The 18,885-nt window shown below is 38.6% G+C and carries 19 protein-coding genes; 10 read left to right on the top strand and 9 right to left on the bottom strand.

Annotation, left to right across the window (positions count from 1 at the left end; all coding sequences use genetic code 11):
• The first annotated feature begins 284 nt into the window (after positions 1 to 284).
• Positions 285 to 479, top strand: coding sequence for a hypothetical protein (locus tag C9J40_RS12055; RefSeq protein ID WP_233220319.1), 195 nt, complete (start codon positions 285 to 287; stop codon positions 477 to 479).
• A 5-nt stretch (positions 480 to 484) separates the two neighbouring features.
• On the opposite strand, the gene C9J40_RS12060 is transcribed toward C9J40_RS12055, so the two are convergent.
• The 4 genes from C9J40_RS12060 to C9J40_RS12075 all read right to left on the bottom strand — a co-directional run bounded on the left by C9J40_RS12060 (position 485) and on the right by C9J40_RS12075 (position 3,601).
• Positions 485 to 1,285 (bottom strand): TOBE domain-containing protein, encoded by an 801-nt coding sequence (locus tag C9J40_RS12060; RefSeq protein WP_107247010.1) that lies wholly within the window; start codon positions 1,283 to 1,285, stop codon positions 485 to 487.
• Positions 1,286 to 1,489: 204 nt separating this feature from the next.
• Positions 1,490 to 2,659 carry an alpha-hydroxy acid oxidase gene (locus C9J40_RS12065; protein ID WP_107247012.1) on the bottom strand — a complete coding sequence of 390 codons (1,170 nt, stop codon included), beginning with the start codon at positions 2,657 to 2,659 and terminating at the stop codon, positions 1,490 to 1,492.
• Between the two features lie 145 nt (positions 2,660 to 2,804).
• On the bottom strand, positions 2,805 to 3,191 hold the full coding sequence (locus tag C9J40_RS12070) for a hypothetical protein (RefSeq protein WP_107207843.1): 387 nt from the start codon (positions 3,189 to 3,191) through the stop codon (positions 2,805 to 2,807).
• 185 nt (positions 3,192 to 3,376) lie between these two features.
• Positions 3,377 to 3,601, bottom strand: a complete 225-nt coding sequence (locus C9J40_RS12075) for a hypothetical protein (protein ID WP_107247014.1) — start codon at positions 3,599 to 3,601, stop codon at positions 3,377 to 3,379.
• Positions 3,602 to 3,644: 43 nt separating this feature from the next.
• Between C9J40_RS12075 and C9J40_RS12080 the strand changes: the two genes are divergently transcribed.
• A complete protein-coding gene (locus C9J40_RS12080) occupies positions 3,645 to 4,259 on the top strand; it encodes a LysE family translocator (protein WP_107247015.1) in 615 nt (204 codons plus the stop codon).
• 209 nt (positions 4,260 to 4,468) lie between these two features.
• Here the strand turns inward: C9J40_RS12080 and C9J40_RS12085 are convergent, their stop codons facing one another.
• From C9J40_RS12085 to C9J40_RS12100, 4 genes are all read right to left on the bottom strand, one after another.
• A complete protein-coding gene (locus tag C9J40_RS12085) occupies positions 4,469 to 5,812 on the bottom strand; it encodes a TldD/PmbA family protein (RefSeq protein WP_107247017.1) in 1,344 nt (447 codons plus the stop codon).
• Positions 5,812 to 7,197, bottom strand: a complete 1,386-nt coding sequence (locus C9J40_RS12090; protein WP_107207845.1) for a TldD/PmbA family protein — start codon at positions 7,195 to 7,197, stop codon at positions 5,812 to 5,814. Before C9J40_RS12090 ends, C9J40_RS12085 begins: the two co-directional genes overlap by 1 nt.
• 133 nt (positions 7,198 to 7,330) lie before the next feature.
• Positions 7,331 to 8,317: a GTP-binding protein gene (locus C9J40_RS12095; protein WP_107247019.1), complete on the bottom strand. Its 987-nt coding sequence runs from the start codon at positions 8,315 to 8,317 to the stop codon at positions 7,331 to 7,333.
• A 180-nt stretch (positions 8,318 to 8,497) separates the two neighbouring features.
• Positions 8,498 to 9,034: a DUF4157 domain-containing protein gene (locus tag C9J40_RS12100; protein ID WP_233217750.1), complete on the bottom strand. Its 537-nt coding sequence runs from the start codon at positions 9,032 to 9,034 to the stop codon at positions 8,498 to 8,500.
• Between the two features lie 359 nt (positions 9,035 to 9,393).
• Between C9J40_RS12100 and C9J40_RS12105 the strand changes: the two genes are divergently transcribed.
• Together C9J40_RS12105 and C9J40_RS12110 are read left to right on the top strand one after the other, a co-directional pair.
• A complete protein-coding gene (locus tag C9J40_RS12105) occupies positions 9,394 to 9,861 on the top strand; it encodes a 2TM domain-containing protein (protein ID WP_107247021.1) in 468 nt (155 codons plus the stop codon).
• 218 nt (positions 9,862 to 10,079) lie between these two features.
• On the top strand, positions 10,080 to 12,131 hold the full coding sequence (locus C9J40_RS12110; RefSeq protein ID WP_369918965.1) for an FUSC family protein: 2,052 nt from the start codon (positions 10,080 to 10,082) through the stop codon (positions 12,129 to 12,131).
• 73 nt (positions 12,132 to 12,204) lie between these two features.
• On the opposite strand, the gene C9J40_RS12115 is transcribed toward C9J40_RS12110, so the two are convergent.
• Entirely contained in the window at positions 12,205 to 12,753 is a 549-nt protein-coding gene (locus tag C9J40_RS12115) for a helix-turn-helix domain-containing protein (protein ID WP_107207849.1), read from the bottom strand.
• Between the two features lie 126 nt (positions 12,754 to 12,879).
• Here C9J40_RS12115 and C9J40_RS12120 point away from each other — a divergent pair, with 126 nt between their 5' ends.
• The 6 genes from C9J40_RS12120 to C9J40_RS12145 all read left to right on the top strand — a co-directional run bounded on the left by C9J40_RS12120 (position 12,880) and on the right by C9J40_RS12145 (position 18,670).
• Complete coding sequence (locus C9J40_RS12120) at positions 12,880 to 14,061, top strand: benzoate/H(+) symporter BenE family transporter (protein WP_107247024.1); 1,182 nt, start codon at positions 12,880 to 12,882, stop codon at positions 14,059 to 14,061.
• A gap of 295 nt (positions 14,062 to 14,356) precedes the next feature.
• Positions 14,357 to 15,949, top strand: coding sequence for a BCCT family transporter (locus tag C9J40_RS12125; protein ID WP_107207851.1), 1,593 nt, complete (start codon positions 14,357 to 14,359; stop codon positions 15,947 to 15,949).
• 207 nt (positions 15,950 to 16,156) lie between these two features.
• The gene (locus C9J40_RS12130) at positions 16,157 to 16,369 is read left to right on the top strand and encodes a KTSC domain-containing protein (RefSeq protein ID WP_107207852.1); all 213 of its coding nucleotides are present in this window, start codon (positions 16,157 to 16,159) and stop codon (positions 16,367 to 16,369) included.
• Positions 16,370 to 16,536: 167 nt separating this feature from the next.
• A complete protein-coding gene (locus C9J40_RS12135) occupies positions 16,537 to 17,529 on the top strand; it encodes a RelA/SpoT domain-containing protein (protein ID WP_107207854.1) in 993 nt (330 codons plus the stop codon).
• Positions 17,530 to 17,651: 122 nt separating this feature from the next.
• The gene (locus tag C9J40_RS12140) at positions 17,652 to 18,071 is read left to right on the top strand and encodes a PACE efflux transporter (protein ID WP_107207935.1); all 420 of its coding nucleotides are present in this window, start codon (positions 17,652 to 17,654) and stop codon (positions 18,069 to 18,071) included.
• A 239-nt stretch (positions 18,072 to 18,310) separates the two neighbouring features.
• Positions 18,311 to 18,670, top strand: a complete 360-nt coding sequence (locus C9J40_RS12145; RefSeq protein ID WP_107207855.1) for a DUF6559 family protein — start codon at positions 18,311 to 18,313, stop codon at positions 18,668 to 18,670.
• Positions 18,671 to 18,885 lie beyond the last annotated feature (215 nt).

Genomic DNA, 18,885 nt, shown 5'->3' on the forward strand with positions numbered 1-18,885 from the left:
TGCAATGTGTTTCTGGAACGAGAAAAGCGTAGAATATGCATTACTAAATAGACATCAAAACAAGATGGATTGAATTTTGAACAATTACTGCGATTGAATAAACATCACTATTGCTGGAATAGTGATGTTTTTACACTTAATTGTCAGAGTTGTGTGAAATATTAGGGTTTTGCTAATATTTTCAATGCTTTCCACTTGAAAAGCATTAAACTGCGTCGACTTATGCTTTTAGGATTGATGTCGTGGTCACCTTTTTTATACAAAATATAAGTGTTGAGAGTGTAGTGCTATTACTTCTAGCTGTTATTTTATTGTTTTATTCAATGCAGAAAGAAAATATTTGGTTAAGCCGTTTAGCGCTTATATTAATGGTTTGTGGTGGGACGGCCTTGATCAATAAACAATACCAAGAGTATCAGTCTTTTTCTGATCAATTAAATATAAAGCATGATCACAGTGGCTTTGTTGATATTCCATAAACCTGTTAGCACATTGTTGCGATAGTGACTTGATTTGACTTAAATAGGGCATAAATAGACATACCGATACGAAGGTTTTCTTCTATTAGATCTAGATTGTCTACTAATGCACAGACGGTAATATCATCATTTAATGCGATAGTAACTTCGGTTGATTTCGTATCTTGCTGAATTGACGTTATCGTGCCTAATAATTGGTTATCAAAACGATCACGTTTTCCGTGGATCATATTTTCTTCACTACAAACTGTAATCGCTGGGCCTTTAATCAGAGCGACGACATCTTTGTTTTTTTCCAATTGAAGTTTTACCGTACTGCCATGGGTGATCGTGGCATAGATATTATGGGTGTCGGTAAGTGTAATCGTAACGCGATCATGCAAGCTATGACGTTCGATAGAACTAATGTGCCCAAAGAATTGATTTCTCGCACTTGTCTGTAATGAAAAACGAGACATGATACCCAACAAACTATCTAATGGCGCGCTTTCATCATTTAAGGCTTTTAAGCCCATATCTTGAATTTGATTTAGCAGTTCATACATTTGCACTAAACGTAAACCAAATCGCGTGAGCTCCGCGCCACCGCCACCTTTACCGCCTTTTTCACTTGTTACAAGTGCAGAGCCAGCAAGAATATTCATATCCTTAACGGCATCAAAAGCGGCTTTATAACTAATACCTGCAAGTTTTGCTCCTTTGCTTATCGAACCTGTTTGGTGGATGGCATTGAGTAGAGCAATACGACGAGGATTGGCGAAAATCTTATTTTCAATAAGAAGAGTAGAGATGGCAGTAAGGTTCATAACAGTAATTTGATCTTATATTTTTTTCTATCTTAGCGCAGTTTACCCTGTAGGTATAATTTAAATATATAAGTAACCTTTTGTATTTATTATGATATTACTGTTTTAACTAAAGTAAAGTTATTGAATAATCAAAAGATTAGCTATAACACTGTTGGTTTTTTAAACTGCCTGCACCCACAATCCATGAGTACAGACAGTGCCTTAATCCAACGTAAAAGGGTTACGTTTGGCAATATGATCAGTAAGGCTACTGACTGATTCACAACAACATTGTTCCATCACTTGTTGTAGTTGTCTTTTCAACATATTAATAGTGTGATGACCACCGTTAATACCCAACGCACCAACACCATACATAAAACTGCGACCAAGAAAGGCAAACTCAATTCCTGTTGAGAGTGTACGAGCAATATCAGCTCCGTCACGAATACCACTATCCATCATAATCGTAATTTGACCTTTGCATTTATCCATAATTTCAATGGATTTACTAATAGTAGAAGGCCCTGCATCTAATTGTCGACCACCATGGTTTGAGATAATGATGCCGTCTAAGCCAAGCGCAATGGCTTTTTGACTGTCTTCAACTGTTGATAAGCCTTTTAATACTAGGTTGCCTTTCCACTTGTCACGTAAACGTGCGACTTTATCTTCACTTAAGCGACCATTAAAGGTTTTATCCATGAATAATGCGAGATGGTGCATGTTCATTGAGCCTGACATATATTTAGATAAAGTTTCGAACTGAGGCTGTCCTTTTTTCAACGTGGCTAATGCCCATTTGGGTGACAACATTATTTCGACAATGTTTTGCCATGTCATTTTGGGCGGCATAGCTAAACCATTACGGATTTCTTTAGGGCGATAAGCAAAAGTAGGGACATCAGAAAGCAATACTAATGTTTTGATCCCAGCATCTTCACAGCGTTTAAGTAAGTCATCTGTAATCTTGTCATCAACAGGGTGATAGAGCTGGAACCATGCTTTACCTTCTGTGATATCGGCAATCTTCTCAATCGGAGAGGTTGAAACAGTACTAAGAATAAAAGGTACATTTTGTTCAAAAGCGGCTTGCGCCAATATTTCAGGTGCATTTGGCCAAATCAAACCTTGTAAACCCACAGGGCTGATACCAAATGGCGCATCATACGTTTCGCCAAACAGGGTGGTTTTTAAAGAAATCGAATTGTAATCACGAAGATAATAGGGGATTAGCTCAATTTGGCGAATATCATGAGTATTGCGTTTGAGTCCCATTTCAATGTTGCAGCCGCCATCGACATATTCAAATGCAAACTTAGGTAAGTTGAATTTTGCCTTACGGCGAAGGTACTCAACATCAGGGTAATGGGTATTAAAATAATCCTTCATTTTTTATTATCTCATTTTGATAAGCTGCAAATAACATAGAACAATTGAATTGATTATGAACGTGATATTTACAATATCTAAAAAACAAAAAATGGAATAAATAAAACCCGTTAATCGATGTTGTTAAAAGCGATGCGCTATGTGATTAATTAATGGTTTCAAAGTAGAATTTGTAGTCGCGAACTCCATCTATTTGAACGCCTTTTTCTCTTAATTCCAGAAACTGTTTGAGTTTAATTGTTCTAAAATCCATTGCTTTAAGCGCAAGAATGATGCGTAGCTCATCCATTGATCTTGATTTAGCTTCAGAGCTACACGTACCGCAAACAACATGCGTTTTTTGTTTAAAGCCTACTTTATTCAGCCAGTTTAGCTCTTTGGGATCTTTTTGAGTGCCACAAAAGTAGCAGCAATTGTCTTGTTTTAGTGCGGCTTCTTCCCTTAATGCTTTAGGGCTAGGTGATGTGGAGGGTGAAGCCGCGCTATTTTTCTTATTACCACTGAATGCAGAGAATTGAACGACATTAGACATTTTGATTGCTCTTACTCATTAAGGAAAATTTATTAAAATTGAACATGATTTTAATCTACCTGTATATCCTATTTCTTGTGCATTCAGTTAGTCAAATATTCATAAAGTAACTAATGATGTTCAAAGTACGGTCATCGCAATGAATAAGCAAGGTAGAGAATACTGGCTCACTTTTTGAACACATCTCAGTGCTTATAAAAGTTAAGGATATGTAGCGCGTAACCCACACAGTTCCCGAAAATGTTGTTTAAGATCTTTTCGGCTAATGTATAAGGCGATTTATCAAGTGGATACATAATGCGAGGCAACGCACGACTATAAACATCAATCGTTACAGGGTGTTTACCATGCAATACGAGATAGGTAAGTTGTTGTTCATAAAATACGCTGAGTGATATTGTTATTTCCACTATTGCTCGCCATTTAGTAAGGCGTTAAATCAAAGGATGGTTTATGTCTATAGCAACGGGTATTGCACTATTTCTTGCGATGCTTCTATCTGCCGCTATTCCGGGACCAAGTGTGCTCGCTGTTATATCGAGATCTCTTACTTATGGTTGGAAACAAGGCTTATTAGTTGTGCTCGGAGTGGTACTGGCTGATTACATCTTTATCTTTCTAGCTTTGTCGGGTCTATCTGTGGTTGCAAACGTTATGGGTGAGTTTGCTATCGTCATAAAATATGTAGGAATTACCTATCTCTTTTGGTTGGCTTATGTCACATGGACTTCTGATGTTTCTGTAACATCAACACGAGTTCATGATAAAGGGATAAAAACTTCAAGTGTGGCTGTTGGTATGTTAATGACTTTATCTAACCCCAAAGCGATATTGTTTTATATGGGGTTCTTTCCCGCGTTTATAGATCTACAGTCAACTTCACTATCAGACGTTATTATTATTTTTATGATTTCGACGATATCTGTCGGTGGGGCACTAAGTCTCTATGCTTGTATTACGTCAAGGGTAAGTTTTGTATTTGAGGGAAAGAAAGTGAAAAAGTTACTTAACAAGTTCTCTGGTGGCTTTTTAGCAACCTGTGGGGTTTTGTTGGCAACAAAGGCTTAAAGTAGCGGACACCTATCTAACATTTTTGAAGTCCAAAAGATCTTAAGTAAGTAATCAGTGCCAATAGCATTAAGAGTTACGCTATAAGTAAGCACTACAAAGCTGATAGGTTAGGGGAAAGGCTAATATTTATTGTTAGATAAAATAAAACCTTACGTCTGAATAACTTATTTGAACAAGTAAACATTCGCAAGGTTTTATCGGTTTATTTACTTACCAGCAATATTTAGGCGAGCAAAACGGATTTTTGGCGCATAGAAGCTTCGATTGTAATCGTGTTCTAATACATTACTTACCGCGTCTATTTCTTTGAGCATTTGGTAGAAGTTACCTGCTACCGTAATACCACGTACTGCTTGAATACGTTGACCATCACGGCATAAGAAACCACTCGCACCAAATGAGAAATCACCACTGATAGCATCAGCGCCAGAATGAACGCCTTGCAATTCAACAAGCTCTACATATTCACCTGCAGTGGTTTCAGCAATGCTGTTCACACCTTCAGAAATAACCGTGTGACGAGAGCCAACACCTAATCCACCTTTTGCCGAACGTGATGCATTCGCGGTGTTTTCGATCCCGAAGTAACTCGCGGTATGGCTATTGTGCAGCAAGCTATTTAGTTGACCTTCACCGACTAGAACAGTATCGCGAGTGGCAAAACCTTCGCTATCAAAGGCTTTAATAGAAAAACCGCCTTCAATATAAGCTTTGTCAGTGATGGTAATAAGTGGACTCGCCACTTGGCGACCAATCGCATCACGCCAAGGGTTAATGCCTTTCATTGCAGCTTGACCAGAAGTACACATTCCAAATGCACCGAATAAGCTACTAAGTGAGCTTAGGGTGAAAATGACAGGGTATTGTTTGGTAGCGATAGGTGTACCATCGAGTAGGGCTTTTGCCATGTCATAGCCATAGTTAATACAGAAGTTAGCATCTAACTCACTGAACTTACGACCTGATGACATACCGCCATGCATCGCTTGCTTGCCGTCTTTTTCAATTAAGCTGTAAGCATAACAGTAGGTCGAACGCTCACTGTGATGGCAAAGCGTACCTTGAGTATTGGCTAAAATCACATGGGCGTCTGATTCAGCAAAGCCATTGTATGGCGCGCTTTTAGCGTCAGGCTTGCTTACTACACCTTGCTCTAGTGATAGGGCGAGAGCGATCTTTTGATCTACATCGCCATCATCATCTTGATAAATCTCACTTAAATCTGTGCTGATTTTACTATCAATACAGCTAATGGTTTGATGTGGATCTTGCTGTGAATATTCGGCGTTCAATAGCGCGTTATCAACCATTAGATCAAGGCTCGTTGGATCTAATGACTCAGAATAGCTGGTGGCAATACGCTGATCTTTTACCACGCGGACGCCAATCACTTGTCCTGACGTTACCTTGTATTCATCGAGCTCGCCATTATTGGCTTTAAGCGAGAAGTTATTGCTACGATTCGCAATCACATCGGCACTCGCGCCTTTTTGAGTTACACGCTCAAGCACATGGTCGATGGCCTGCTGTAATTTATTTTGATCAGCCATTAGTTACCACCTCCCACAAGAATATTATCAACTTTCAATGCAGCTTGACCCACAGTTGTTGGTACTGAACCACTGACAGAACCACACATACCTGCCGCAAGGGCAAAATCATTACCAACCATGCTGATTTCTTTTAATACTTTAGGACCAGTACTAATTAGAGTTGCAGATTTTAAAGGTTTAGTGATTTTACCGTTTTCAACAAGGTAGGCTTCCTGCACTGCAAAGTTAAACTCACCTGTACCGGGTTGAACTGAACCACCCCCCATTTTCTTAGCGTAAATACCGCGCTCAACACCCGCTAGCATATCGTCAAGACTGCTATCGCCGGGTTCGATAAAGGTATTACGCATACGTGAAGTTGGCGCAAATTTATAGGATTGACGACGACCAGAGCCTGTACGAGCAAAGCCTGTTTTCATACCACCCATACGATCAACCATAAAGCTAGTCAGTTTACCGTCTTTAATGAGCTGAGTGCGTTGGGTTTCCATGCCTTCATCATCAATATTGATAGAGCCCCATTCGTTTACCATCGTGCCATCATCCACTGCGTTCACGACTGAATTAGCAATGGTTTCGCCCATTTTATCGTAGAAAACAGAGGCTTTTTTCGCAACGGAGGTGGTTTCAAGCAAGTGACCACACGCTTCGTGGAAGATCACCCCGCCAAAACCATTACCGATGATCACTGGCATTTCACCAGACGGACAAGCATCAGCAAACAGTTTAACCATCGCTTGTTTAGCCACACCTTGACCTAACTGCTCTGGATTGACCTTGCTATTAAATTCCCAACCTGTGAATGCGCCAGGCGCTTCATAGCCAGTGGATTGTTCGCTACCATTTTGCGCGACGGCATTAGCAGAAATACGGGTATAATGACGAGTATCCCCAATGTGCAAACCTTCAGAGTTGAAGATTTCAATCTGTTGTTCACGTTGAGCAATGTTACCGATGAACTGACTAATTTTTTCATTTTCAGCGCGAGCCGCTTCATCTGCTTGGCGAAGAAACGCAATTTTTGCTGCCATATTAGCGTCTTGGCTTAATGGTAACTGGCAACTGTGTTTATTGGAAAATCGGTTTAAATTCAAACTTCCAGCAGATAAAATTTGTTCACGTTTATCTTTTGCTGCCAGTAGGCTAGTAACGCGTTTCAACTCTTCTTCGTCTGTGCTGTTGGTGTAGCCGTACAGAACTTTAAATCCGAAAAATAGACGAATACCAATACCAAAGTCGATCCCTGAGTTGATTTTATCGATTTCACCTGAAATTAACTGCACAGAGTTAGATTGGTGATGTTCAACAAAGAGTTCGGCAAAATCGGCACCTAAAAATAGCGCATGATCGATGACTGCTTTTGCAGTGCTAGGGTTTAGCATGTGTGCTCCCTTGTGTTTTTATAAGTTCCATTTAATAAATTAGCATTTTTTTATCGTTTATTCCTGCTATTACTCTAGTAGGTCAAACCAATTAAACCTTGCTTGTTTGATGAGTGATCCTGATGGTGTTTGCTTAAGGCAAAATAATAGAGCAAAGAATGTGTTCAAGCTCATCCCAAGGTAAAACTTCATTATCAATCACTTCAATGCGGGATTCAAAACCTTCGAGTGATAGTTCGTTAACCGATACCACTTGGTTGACAACATTAAAGGCAAAACAACCATTTTCAGTATTTACGACAGCCTTTACACGGTTCGCATTTAAGCTTGAGAATAGACTGAAAAGCTTTGAAAATTCAAAATGTTGATCAGCGGCAAAGAACCAACCACAACTGTGGAATCCTTGACCGTGGTTTTCTTTACGTATGAATTGCTGCCCTGGTAATAGCTCAATTTCTGGCTCTGGAGCAATATCGTGGTGGTGATCGTCGTGATGATGGTGATGGCTATGTTGTGCAGCACGATCAATACGTGGAATATCAAGCCACTCTAGTTCTAGTTTACCGAGTTCTACCTCACCGATTAAGGCTTTCTTTGGCTCTGCTTGTTCAATCGCTGATTGGAAAGTGAAAAGATCGTAGTCATCACATTGGTCGATCTTGTTAGCAACGACAACGTCGGCAAGAGCAAGCTGATCTTGGAAGTTTTCATTATCAGTATAGAAACTATCAGCAAAGTGACGAGGGTCAACAAGGGTGATGGTGGCACGTAAATCGACGTAATCTGCATACATGCCAGAAGTTAGCTTGTTGATCACTTCCTTTGGATGACCTAATCCTGTTGGCTCTAACAGTAAGCGATCAGGTTTTTGCGCCAGTAGGGCATTAATACCAACAGACATGGGTAATCCAGCGACGCAGCACATGCAGCCACCAGGAACTTCTTTGATAATGGCACCTTGTTGTTCGAGAATTGCGCCATCGACGCCAACATTGCCAAACTCATTGATAAGAATTGCCCATTTTTCATTTTCAGGTTTACGAGCAAGCAGAGAAAGGATTGCAGTTGTTTTACCGGCACCTAAAAAGCCAGTAATAATGTTGGTTGGAATACGTTTCATGTTGTGCTGATCTCTATACGTCTACATCTGTAATTTGTTTATTCTACCGTATGTTACAGAGTAACGGTATCTTGCTGAAAAAAGCAAAAATATGGATGTATTGAGCCATCACAAGTGTAAAGAAGAGTAGGAAGCCCTAATTTGGCTTCCTGAAATTGTCTTTGATAGCAAGAGTGAAAATTAAATATAATTTTTCGCCTCAGAGTATGCTTCGATCTCTAAAGGCGTGCTGTTGTATCCGTAGATATAAATTTGCATCAAGTACTGGCGAATTTGCTCTTGTACGCCGCGTTGTTCAAATTGACGAACATGAATAAGTTCATGGGCTAATAGCTCACGATTATCACGCTCTTTATTTTTGATCCAAATACCATACCCATAGGTGTATCCCGCCATGTTAGGACCCGCATAACCTGATTTTTTGGCCAGTTGTGCTAATGTTGGATCTGTAGGGAATGGAAGTGTGTTGCTGTAGTAAACATGCACTTTTTCTGGGTGTTTAATACCGATACGTTTGGCAATAGCTAATGCTTGCTCATTCAGTGGTTGACCTTTTTCTTGCGCGATTTTCTCTTGTTGTTTTACATATTCTGTCGCTGCGGGAAGAATAGCATTAATGCTCTCTGTTAATTTAGCAGGTGGGTTAGCGTAAATTTCATCTCTGTTAATACACCCTGAAATTAATAGTGTGAACATGAGGATACATGCCAATCTCATAACGATTCCTTGTTAAGTTTTCGACTTTCTTGTGTTAGTAGGCATCGTATATGAGTGCATACTTGAGTGTTCCACTTTTACATAATAATACGAGCTATTTCACGAAAGTTGGAAAGAGTGATGTAAGCAGAGTCTTTGGGAGTGAACTTGTTAATGAAGACTTTAAAATAGGTATTATTGATAACGGTTAGTTGCGTGTCAAAAACGTCAAATTAGCTGTGAAGAAAAATTATTTTATTTCATTGGTAATTTTAACTTGCTGATAAATAAAGGTTGTCGTGTTTATGTCAGGCTTGTGACGTGATGTTTTTGATAAGATATCGTTAGGCTTTGGCGGAAAGTAGCAAAAAGGATTTGTAATGATTATTCGAAAATTACGATTACAACGTGGTTGGTCTCAAGAGCAACTTTCTCAATTAAGTGGATTAAGTATTCGTACGATTCAACGTATTGAGCAAGGACAAAAAGCGGGGCTAGAATCACTCAAATCTTTAGCTGCTGTGTTTGAAATACAAGTATCAGACCTTCAAATGGAGCCGCCAATGAATAAAGAAATCAGTGTCACAGAAGACGAAAAAAAAGCGCTTAACTATGTTAAAGGTATTAAAGGATTTTATTCGAATCTAACTACGTACGTATTAGTCATAAGTGCACTCTTCGTAATTAATTACTTTACGAGCCCTGGTTATTGGTGGGCGGTATGGCCTGCACTGGGCTGGGGGATTGGTATTGTGAGCCATGCGCTTAGTGCGTTTGAAGTCCTTAATATTTTCGGTCCTGAATGGGAGAAAAAGCAAGTCGAGAAACGCTTGGGTCGAAAGTTATAACCTTAACTGTAAGTTATTATCCCCGATTAAAATAACTGCATAGAGTGGTTAAACCTAGAGCCCTATACTTTATAAAAACATAATAAATGTAGGGCTATTTTTATATATAGCTATTGTTTTTTATGGTTGTAAATAGGTAAACAAGTTTACATATGCGATATCGTTTTAACGACATAATCATGATAGGTTAACCAATCATGTAAGTGATATGTTCTGGTGTGTTAATGCTCTCTTCCGTCGTCCGTAATATCTGGTATACCCCCTCAGTTAACTTTGGTTTTCGTGCATTCAGTGCAATGTTATTGATTATTTTAGTTGGTCTAATTTCTGGACAAGTCAATTATGCAATGACGGCATTAATGACATTACCTGCCGCTTTAATTAGTGGGTTAGATATTGCAGGACCGAGACGTTGGGCGCGTTTTTTGATCTCATCAGTGGTGTGGATTAGTGCGTTGTTATTGTCTTATTTTATGCTTACTTGTGCTATTCCATTGTGGGTTATTTATGGGGTGTTATCGATATTAGCGGCAGGCTGTGCCCTTAATGGTCCGTTTTGGGGGCGGTTGGGTATCTCTAGTTTATTGATTACTGTTATGGCCTTGTCACTGCATAACTCAAAAGCTGACATGTATTCCTATTTGATGCTGGTTTTAGGTCCATTAGGTTTTGCTTTATTCAGTTGGGCTTGGTTTGCATTATGGAAACACTATGCGCTAAAAGTCGGTTTAATTGCTATTTACGATCAGCTTAATGCGTTTTTTAAACACCGAACCCAGTTTTTATTGGGTGAAGATATCGAGAAAAAAGCAATAGAAACCAAATATCAATTGATTGAATTGTTTGAGCAAGCCGTTCAATCAGAGTCATTTCTATTATCAAAAAACGATGTAAATTCTTTAAAACAAGAGTTATTTATTGCCGCTGACATTTTTGAAGGTTTGATAAGTTGCCATACCAGAAATAAAGATCTGATCAGTCAGTTTCAACATGATAAAGAGAAACGTAATCTGTTGTTGAAATGGAGTGAAAATTGTCAGCAGAGGTTATTGTGTAAAGCGAAAGCGCTTCAACATACACAAGTTATACTCCCTGCAGAATCGTGTATTGCCATTGCAGATCAATTAATAGAGGCAGTTCAAGCAGAGTTAAATCATCAAACACGGTTTCGTTACTGGGCGGCAAGTATTAAATACCTCTCTCGTCGTATTGAACTTGAACAACCAACGTTCGAAAGACAAATTGAAATTCAACCTTTTGAATTAGCTTGGCATTGGCCAAAGAAAAATAATCCAATATGGCGACATGTAGCGCGTTTCTCGATGATTTTCACCTTGGGTGCTTTTATTGCTGACTCATTTCATTTAGCGCATCCAGAGTGGGTATTTATTTCAATTATAATGGTTATCCAACCGAGTTTTTCATCGATCAGAAGTAAAATATGGCAAAGATGGCTTGGTACAGGCTCAGGTTTATTATTTGCGACTGGGTTGATTTTCCTTGGTATCTCTGATCTCCAAGTTTATATACTGTTAACCATACTACTGACAGTTGCGATGTTTAATATTCTTAAAAATTATGCACTTGCGGTTGGTTGTATTACAGCGATGTTGGTGTTGGTGTTCCAAGTTATCGCTAACAGTGGCATTGATATTGTTGTTCCTCGAATGATAGATAACCTTATTGGGTGCTCTTTAGTATTAGTGGGCTACAGCTTACTTTGGCCACAATGGAGAGGAAAAGAGATCCACGCTCAATCGATTAAAGCACTTCAAGCATCTAAAACCTTATTCTTAATGTGTTATGAGGAACTTCAATCTGAAAGTAATAAGATTGAGCCCACTCAATTTGGTAAACAACGTTTGGATATGATGTCCAAAGAGCGGGGACTGGAGCTGATTTATAATGAGATGCAGAATGAGCCTCGTTTCACACGCCGTGATCCTCAATACTATGAAGAGATGCTCAGTCATTATCGTTTGCTGTCTCACTATCTATGCTTACTTATTCCTCTTGCGAGAAATGGAACCACAATACATAGTCTAACGGATTGGGAAGGGACGATTAATCGTGCAATGGACGCTTTGATTTCAAGCATTCAAGGTGAAAAAGTCATTGAGCTTCCCTATTTTGATGAAACAAATATACCAATGACTTCAGATAAACCGACTAATGAGCAAGCAGCCTATGAGTTGGTTTGGTTATCTTTAATGGCTGTAAAACAAATGCATGATCTCGTGCGTGATAAATACTTACAAGCTGCTAGTTAAGCTAATAATTGGGCAATGAAGTGTTTAGGAGAGAGTGAACAACTGTTTACTCTCTTTTTATATGAATATAAATCTAGTCTTCATGCATGACTGTTGAGTAAGAAACGATGTTATGAAATATAACGGTTTCTGTCACTGCGCGATAGTCATGAGGTTTATCTGCCTCAAATCGAATACTTTCACCTTTGGATAAATAGTGCCATTTATCATCAACATACACACCTAACTCTCCCTCAGTAACAACAGAATGCTCAATGGTTCCAACCTTGTGTGGTGACGAATGTTGGGTATGAAAGTGGGTTAGTGTGATTTCGAACATCTCAAATTTAACCGTAGGATCATAAGCGATTAACGTCTTCACATGCATATCGATATCGGCTGGAAAGATCCGTCCATCAGTATCATTTTGATCACTAAAAAAAGCAGTGAATGATGAATTCAAACCACTCGATATCTTCCACAAGGTTGCCACGGTTGGGCTAGATTCTTTACGCTCTATTTGTCCAAGCATGGCTTTGGATACACCCGTTAACTTTGATGTTGCATCTAGGCTAAGTTTTTGTTTCTCACGCAATGCTTTTAAATGTTTCGATATTCTGGCTTTAAAAATGTCTTCGTTCATCAATTTTCCTGTTGTGCGCTATAACGCACAATGATAAGGTTCCGTCTGTGCGCTATAACGTACAAATAAACCTATCTGTATCGTGCGCTATAACGCACATGATAGCATTGTACTAAGGAGTAGAAAATGAACGATCTGAGATTTAATTTAAGTCATATTTCAGCTGGAACAATTGCTGTTTTAGTCGGTTACACCTCGTCTGTTATTTTAGTTATTCATGCCTTAACAGAAATGGGGTTAGCCCAGTGGCAGATTAATAGCTGGTTGTTCGCTTTGGGGTTAATTATGGGTATAACCACTATCGGCTATTCTTTTTATTTCAAAGTACCAGTATTAACAGCATGGTCTACTCCCGGCGCTGCTTTTTTGATCACAGCTGTGCAGGGGTACAGCTCGGCAGATGTCATTGGCGCATTTATTGTATGTGGTTTATTGACCTTTATTTCTGGGTTAATTCGTCCACTTGCTTTGGCGTTGCAACGTATCCCATCGCCAATAACTTCAGCGTTATTGTGTGGCGTCATATTGCCTATTTGTTTAAGTGGATTCACGCAAATAGACACTCATCCAATCATGTTTTTGGTGTTGTTTAGTGTGTATATAATCACGAAACGATTTATGGCTCGATATTCGATGTTGCTGACGTTACTTGCTTCTGTAGGCATTGCGCTGTATTCCAATACCTTAAATACCGCTGCAATCCATATGGCAATGCCAACATTCTATTGGTTAACGCCGAGTTTTCATTTTCAACCGATCATTAATATCGCTATTCCTTTATATCTAATAACTATGCTGTCACAAAATATTGCAGGTTTTGCTGTACTTCAAAATTTTCAATTTAAAGTACCCGTTCGCCCAGTATTTTTAGGAACAGGTTTAGTGAATATGATTGCTGCACCTTGTGGGATCTTCACGTTGAACCTTGCGGCAATAAGTGCCGCTATTTGTATGAATGACGATATTGATGGTAAGCATAGTGATCGCTACAAAGCTGCTATCTGTGCTGGTGGATTTTATATGTTAGTGGGTATTTGGGCATCAATTGTGGTCGCTATTTTCGTATCTTTACCTGAGGGATTAGCCGATATTCTTGCTGGCTTTGCTTTATTAACTACCTTAATTAGCTGCTTGTTTAATGCATTTTCTGCCGATGAATACCGAGAGTCAGCGATACTTACTTTATTGATAACTTTATCAGGTATTCATTTGTTAGGGATCAGTGCGGCTATATGGGGAGTAGGTGTTGGCTTGTGCCATTTCAAGTTAATGCAGAGTAGAACCCCCGTATTCATTGCTGGGCGTTAAAGGGTGTATATCCACTTAACCTTAAATACAGCACAGTAAATCATTGCCTATTCAATAATGAATGGGCTGTAAACCACAGTGTTCTTGTTAACCGTCATCGTTATGATTTATTTGCACAATAAATACTTCGTGTAAAAAATAATAAGACACTGCTATTTGTCAGTTTTATGTAATTTATAACCCGTTTTTGCTGTTATTGTTTGTTGTTTATCCTCTCTGTTGTTATGGTTGCGGCGAAATATTGTTTAGTGCTCTAAATAAATATTATTAGGTTTACATAACAAGGTAGGATTTTTTGAATACTTCGACGGATAAAGTAAGTAGTAAATACAGTATAGAAACGACGGATTATCAAGTTGGACAAGATAATATTCAGCGCTGGGGTTTTGATATTCACAAACCGGTGTTTGGTATTAGTGCGATATTAATTTTGCTATTTATTGCTGTGATGTTAGTTGTCGATCCTGCGACAGCAAAAACGGCATTAAATAATACGCGAAACGGTATTATGGAGCAGTTTGATAGCTACTTTATGTGGGCTGTTAATACGTTCGCAGTTTTTTGTATATTCTTAATGCTTTCACCGCTAGGTAAAATTCGTATCGGTGGTAAAGAGGCAAAGCCTGAGCATTCAACATTGTCATGGAGTTCAATGTTATTTGCAGCAGGTATTGCTAGCGGTATCATGTTTTTTGGTGTTGCAGAGCCAACGGCTTATTTCACTAACTGGTTTGGGACGCCTTTTAATGTAGAGGCTCTGACGCCGGAAGCTAAGCAACTAGCGATGGCGGGTAGTGTGTTCCACTGGGGGATCAGCGCTTGGTCTATTTACGCAGTAGCAGCATTAGCGTTAGCCTTTTTTACTTATAACAAGAACTTGCCGTTATCAATTCGATCTTTGTTGTTCCCTATTTTTGGTGATCGCGCATGGGGCTGGTTAGGCCATGCTGTTGATATTCTTGCTGTTGTTTCTACTTTATTTGGTTTAGTGACCTCTTTAGGATTAGGCGCGCAACAAGCGGCGAGTGGTATTAATTATGTTTTTGGTACTCACGGCGGCTTAGGGTTGCAGTTCGGTATTATTGCCTTTGTTACATCAATCGCGATTTTCTCTGTAATACGAGGCATTGATGGCGGGGTTAAACTTTTAAGTAATATCAATATTGTTATTGCGTTTGGATTATTAGTTTTAGTAGCAATTTTGGGTTTTGATGTCGTTAAACATTCATTACCAGATACCTTTATGGCTTATGCGAAGAACTTTTTTGCACTAAGCAATCCTATTGGTCGTACTGATGATACATGGCGTCATGGTTGGACTATCTTCTATTGGGCATGGTGGATTTCATATGCGCCATTTGTGGGTATCTTTATCGCTCGAGTATCTAAAGGACGAACAGTAAGACAGTTTATTTTTGCCGTTCTCTGTATTCCAACATTAGTAACGATGACTTGGTTCTCTGTCTTCGGTGGTATTGCGGTAGAGCAAGTAGCGTCAAAAGTAGGAGAGTTGGGATTACATGGCCTACAAGATCTATCTCTTACTTTATTTTATGTATTTGATGCGATGTCAATGAGCCTGTTGTTATCTGTGATTTCGATTGTACTTATTTTAGTATTCTTTGTGACATCATCGGATTCCGCATCGCTAGTTATTGATAGTATAACCGCTGGTGGTAAATTAGATGCGCCAGTACCACAACGTATTTTCTGGGCAACGATTGAAGGTGTTATTGCTGCTATTTTATTATGGGTTGGTGGTGCTCAAGCATTAGAAGCATTGCAGTCTGGAGTGGTGATTACCGCGTTACCGTTTAGCTTTATTCTGGTAATAACGTGCGTGAGCTTATGGAAAGGATTGATGAGTGAGCGACACTTATATACTTAAGCTAGAGGTAAATTAAGCAATTATCCAAAAGTCGGCATTTGTCGGCTTTTTATTTTTCTAATCATAAAATTCATCAATAGTGCAGGGTGATCCATCACTGAATTTTAAAATAATTACTTTATTTAGCTTGTCGAGTACTGGCGAAAAGCCGAGCCTTTCTTCAAACTAAAGCCAGTAATAAAGTCGTGAATGAATGGAGTCACTATAATGATTAACTGGATTACTGTTGAGTCTAACGCAATTCGTAAAGTGGGTTATAGCGAAGCAAAAAATGAGCTTTATGTTGATATGGGACAGCGTCAACCTTATTGCGTCTTTTCTGAGGTTTCCAAATATGCTTTTTTTCATTTTGCAGCTGCAGAATCGGTAGAAGATCACTTCGAGAGCCATATTAAATCTGTTTATAGTCAAGTGTCATAGTTTAGTTGCTGTATATAGATGTTCAGTTATTTGCTTGTTTCTTAAGATTTCATTTTTCGAATAAAATACAGTTTGCTTAATAAGCTTGTCAGGCATATTTTAGGATAATAGAGCGTAATTATAATTAATAGAATTACGCTTATTCATCGTAAAGAGAGTAGGCAGTAATGAGCATTGCAGATTTAACCGAAGCATCTTTTTTAAGTGCAAACCGTATAAGCCAACAAGAATGGCAAGCCAGTTCGGTTGATTGGCCGACATTGCATCAAATTGGTCTTAATCATGAAGCCAATATTGAACAATTAAAAGAAACGGCTGAAATGTACGCGCGTATTATTCAGCGTTGTCAGTATGTACATTCCGTTCGCTGGCGGGTAAAAGATCCGCAGCATTTAATGGAAAAGATTGTTCGTAAAACCCAAGCAAATACTCCCACATTTAAACAAAAATATGTCGGTATTAACCCAACTAATTACGACCGTATTGTGACTGATTTAATAGGTGTACGTGCGCTGCATTTATTTAAAGAAGATTGTTTACCGGTTCATGATTATCTCTGCCAAGAATGGAAAAATGCTGAGCCACCAATTTATTACGTCCGTAATGGTGACGATAAGGTCTTTACTGAATTACCGAGTGATGTTGAAGTTAAGATTCATCCTGCGGGATATCGGTCATTACATTATGTCTTTGGTTCACAGCCGTTAAACCATACTGTTTTTACTGAAGTCCAGGTTAGAACAATTTTTGAGGAAGGTTGGACGGAAATAGATCATAAAATCCGTTACCCTAATTTTTCTCATAATGAACAAGTATGTGAATTTTTATTGATGTTTAATCGCTTAGCTGGATCGGCTGATGAGATGGGATCTTTTGTCAAACAACTGGTCAGTGAGCTAGAACAACACCAAAAATCAATTGATGAAATTACGCACAAAAGTGATGTAAACGCCCAAGAAGTAGCAGAGCTGTTTAAATTATTAGAGCAAAATGAATCAAAACAACAAGGCTCTCAAGAACTTATTGATAAGCTACGAGAACAAGTTGAACAGTTACAAACAGAGAAAAATACCTTACAGAAAGCGACAAAGCACCATGTCGTTAATAGGATAGATTTAATGGGTAAAGCGCAATGTAGGGCTGCTGATCTTATGAAATAATCGCATAACTATCCGTTTTTCGGATAGTATCTAGTTTGTTAGCCTTAGAATAATGCTTATAATTCATATATTCCTTTTAGGTATCTGTAAAATATAAAAAAGTTGTACTGAGGTTGTATATGATGAGAACACGTTTTGATCGTATTCGTCATGCTGTTTGTTTTGAAATTATTGGATTAGTGCTTTTAGTTGGTGTGTTGAGTCAATTTGGCTATGATTCTGATCATGTTGGAGCAGTTGGCATTGCGTTTTCATTTTTAGCTACAGGTTGGAACTACATTTATAATAACTGGTTTGATAAGTTAATGGTACGACGCTATAAAACTCTTAAGAAAACATCGTTGCAGCGTGTAGTACATAGTGTAGGTTTTGAAGCTGGATTATTAATTGTCACTATTCCTATTTTATCTTGGGTATTAAAGGTGTCGATTTGGGAAGCATTTATACTGGATATCGGTATGGTTCTTTTCTACTTAATCTATGCTTATGTTTATAACCTGATTTACGATAAGATTTTCCCTGTTCCTGAAGTGGTACATTAATTGGTGTTGCTACAAAAAAGCCCTCAAGTTTACTTGGGGGCTTTTTTATATTACTAACATCGATATTCTTACTGTTTAGCATCTAGCATTGTCCTTACGACAGGGTGCAGTGTTACAAATTGTAAGTTTTAGTTATTAATGACTAACTAGCCAACACAGGGTTTGACTTGATTTGTTATGCTTGTAATGTATCTGGATATAGCGAATTATCCATATATAACATTGCAAGTTGAGGGATCATGTTTCGATATATCCAACGCCGTAGAATAAAAAAAGTTATTAAGATCCTTTCGCCTATCTTATTAAAAGGTTACGGAAGCCGTGATTATTTCACGATTGGACAAGTAGAAGCCAATATAAAGTCACTTTGCAAACGTCAACAACAGATAGCATTCGCTTTGTTTGCTGATCCTAATGCGCTGGATTTAACAAATAATACTGAACTACACCAAATTCGTATCGATATATCTTACGATTTCTTTTTAGCCGATGAATATAACGCTCGTGATGTTCTCAACTTACTTGGTAAAGGTGGATGGAAAGGTGGTCGTATGGATGACGACATGTCGAACCGAATGGGAATGACTAGTCGTTACTAATAATGGTTCTGGTTTAAAAAGTGAGTAATAATTTGATCATAGTTGCTTATTTTACGGCGTATTTTCTTACCATAAATAAAGGGATGTTTGTAGTGGTACATTAAATTTGGCCACCTACTCAGAGGTGATATCATCACCTCTTAACATGGATAGGTGACATCATGACAAAACGAACAAGACGATTATTTAGTGCTGAATTTAAATTAGAGGCAGCA

Source organism: Photobacterium sp. GB-72 (assembly GCF_003026095.1).
Lineage (GTDB): Bacteria > Pseudomonadota > Gammaproteobacteria > Enterobacterales > Vibrionaceae > Photobacterium.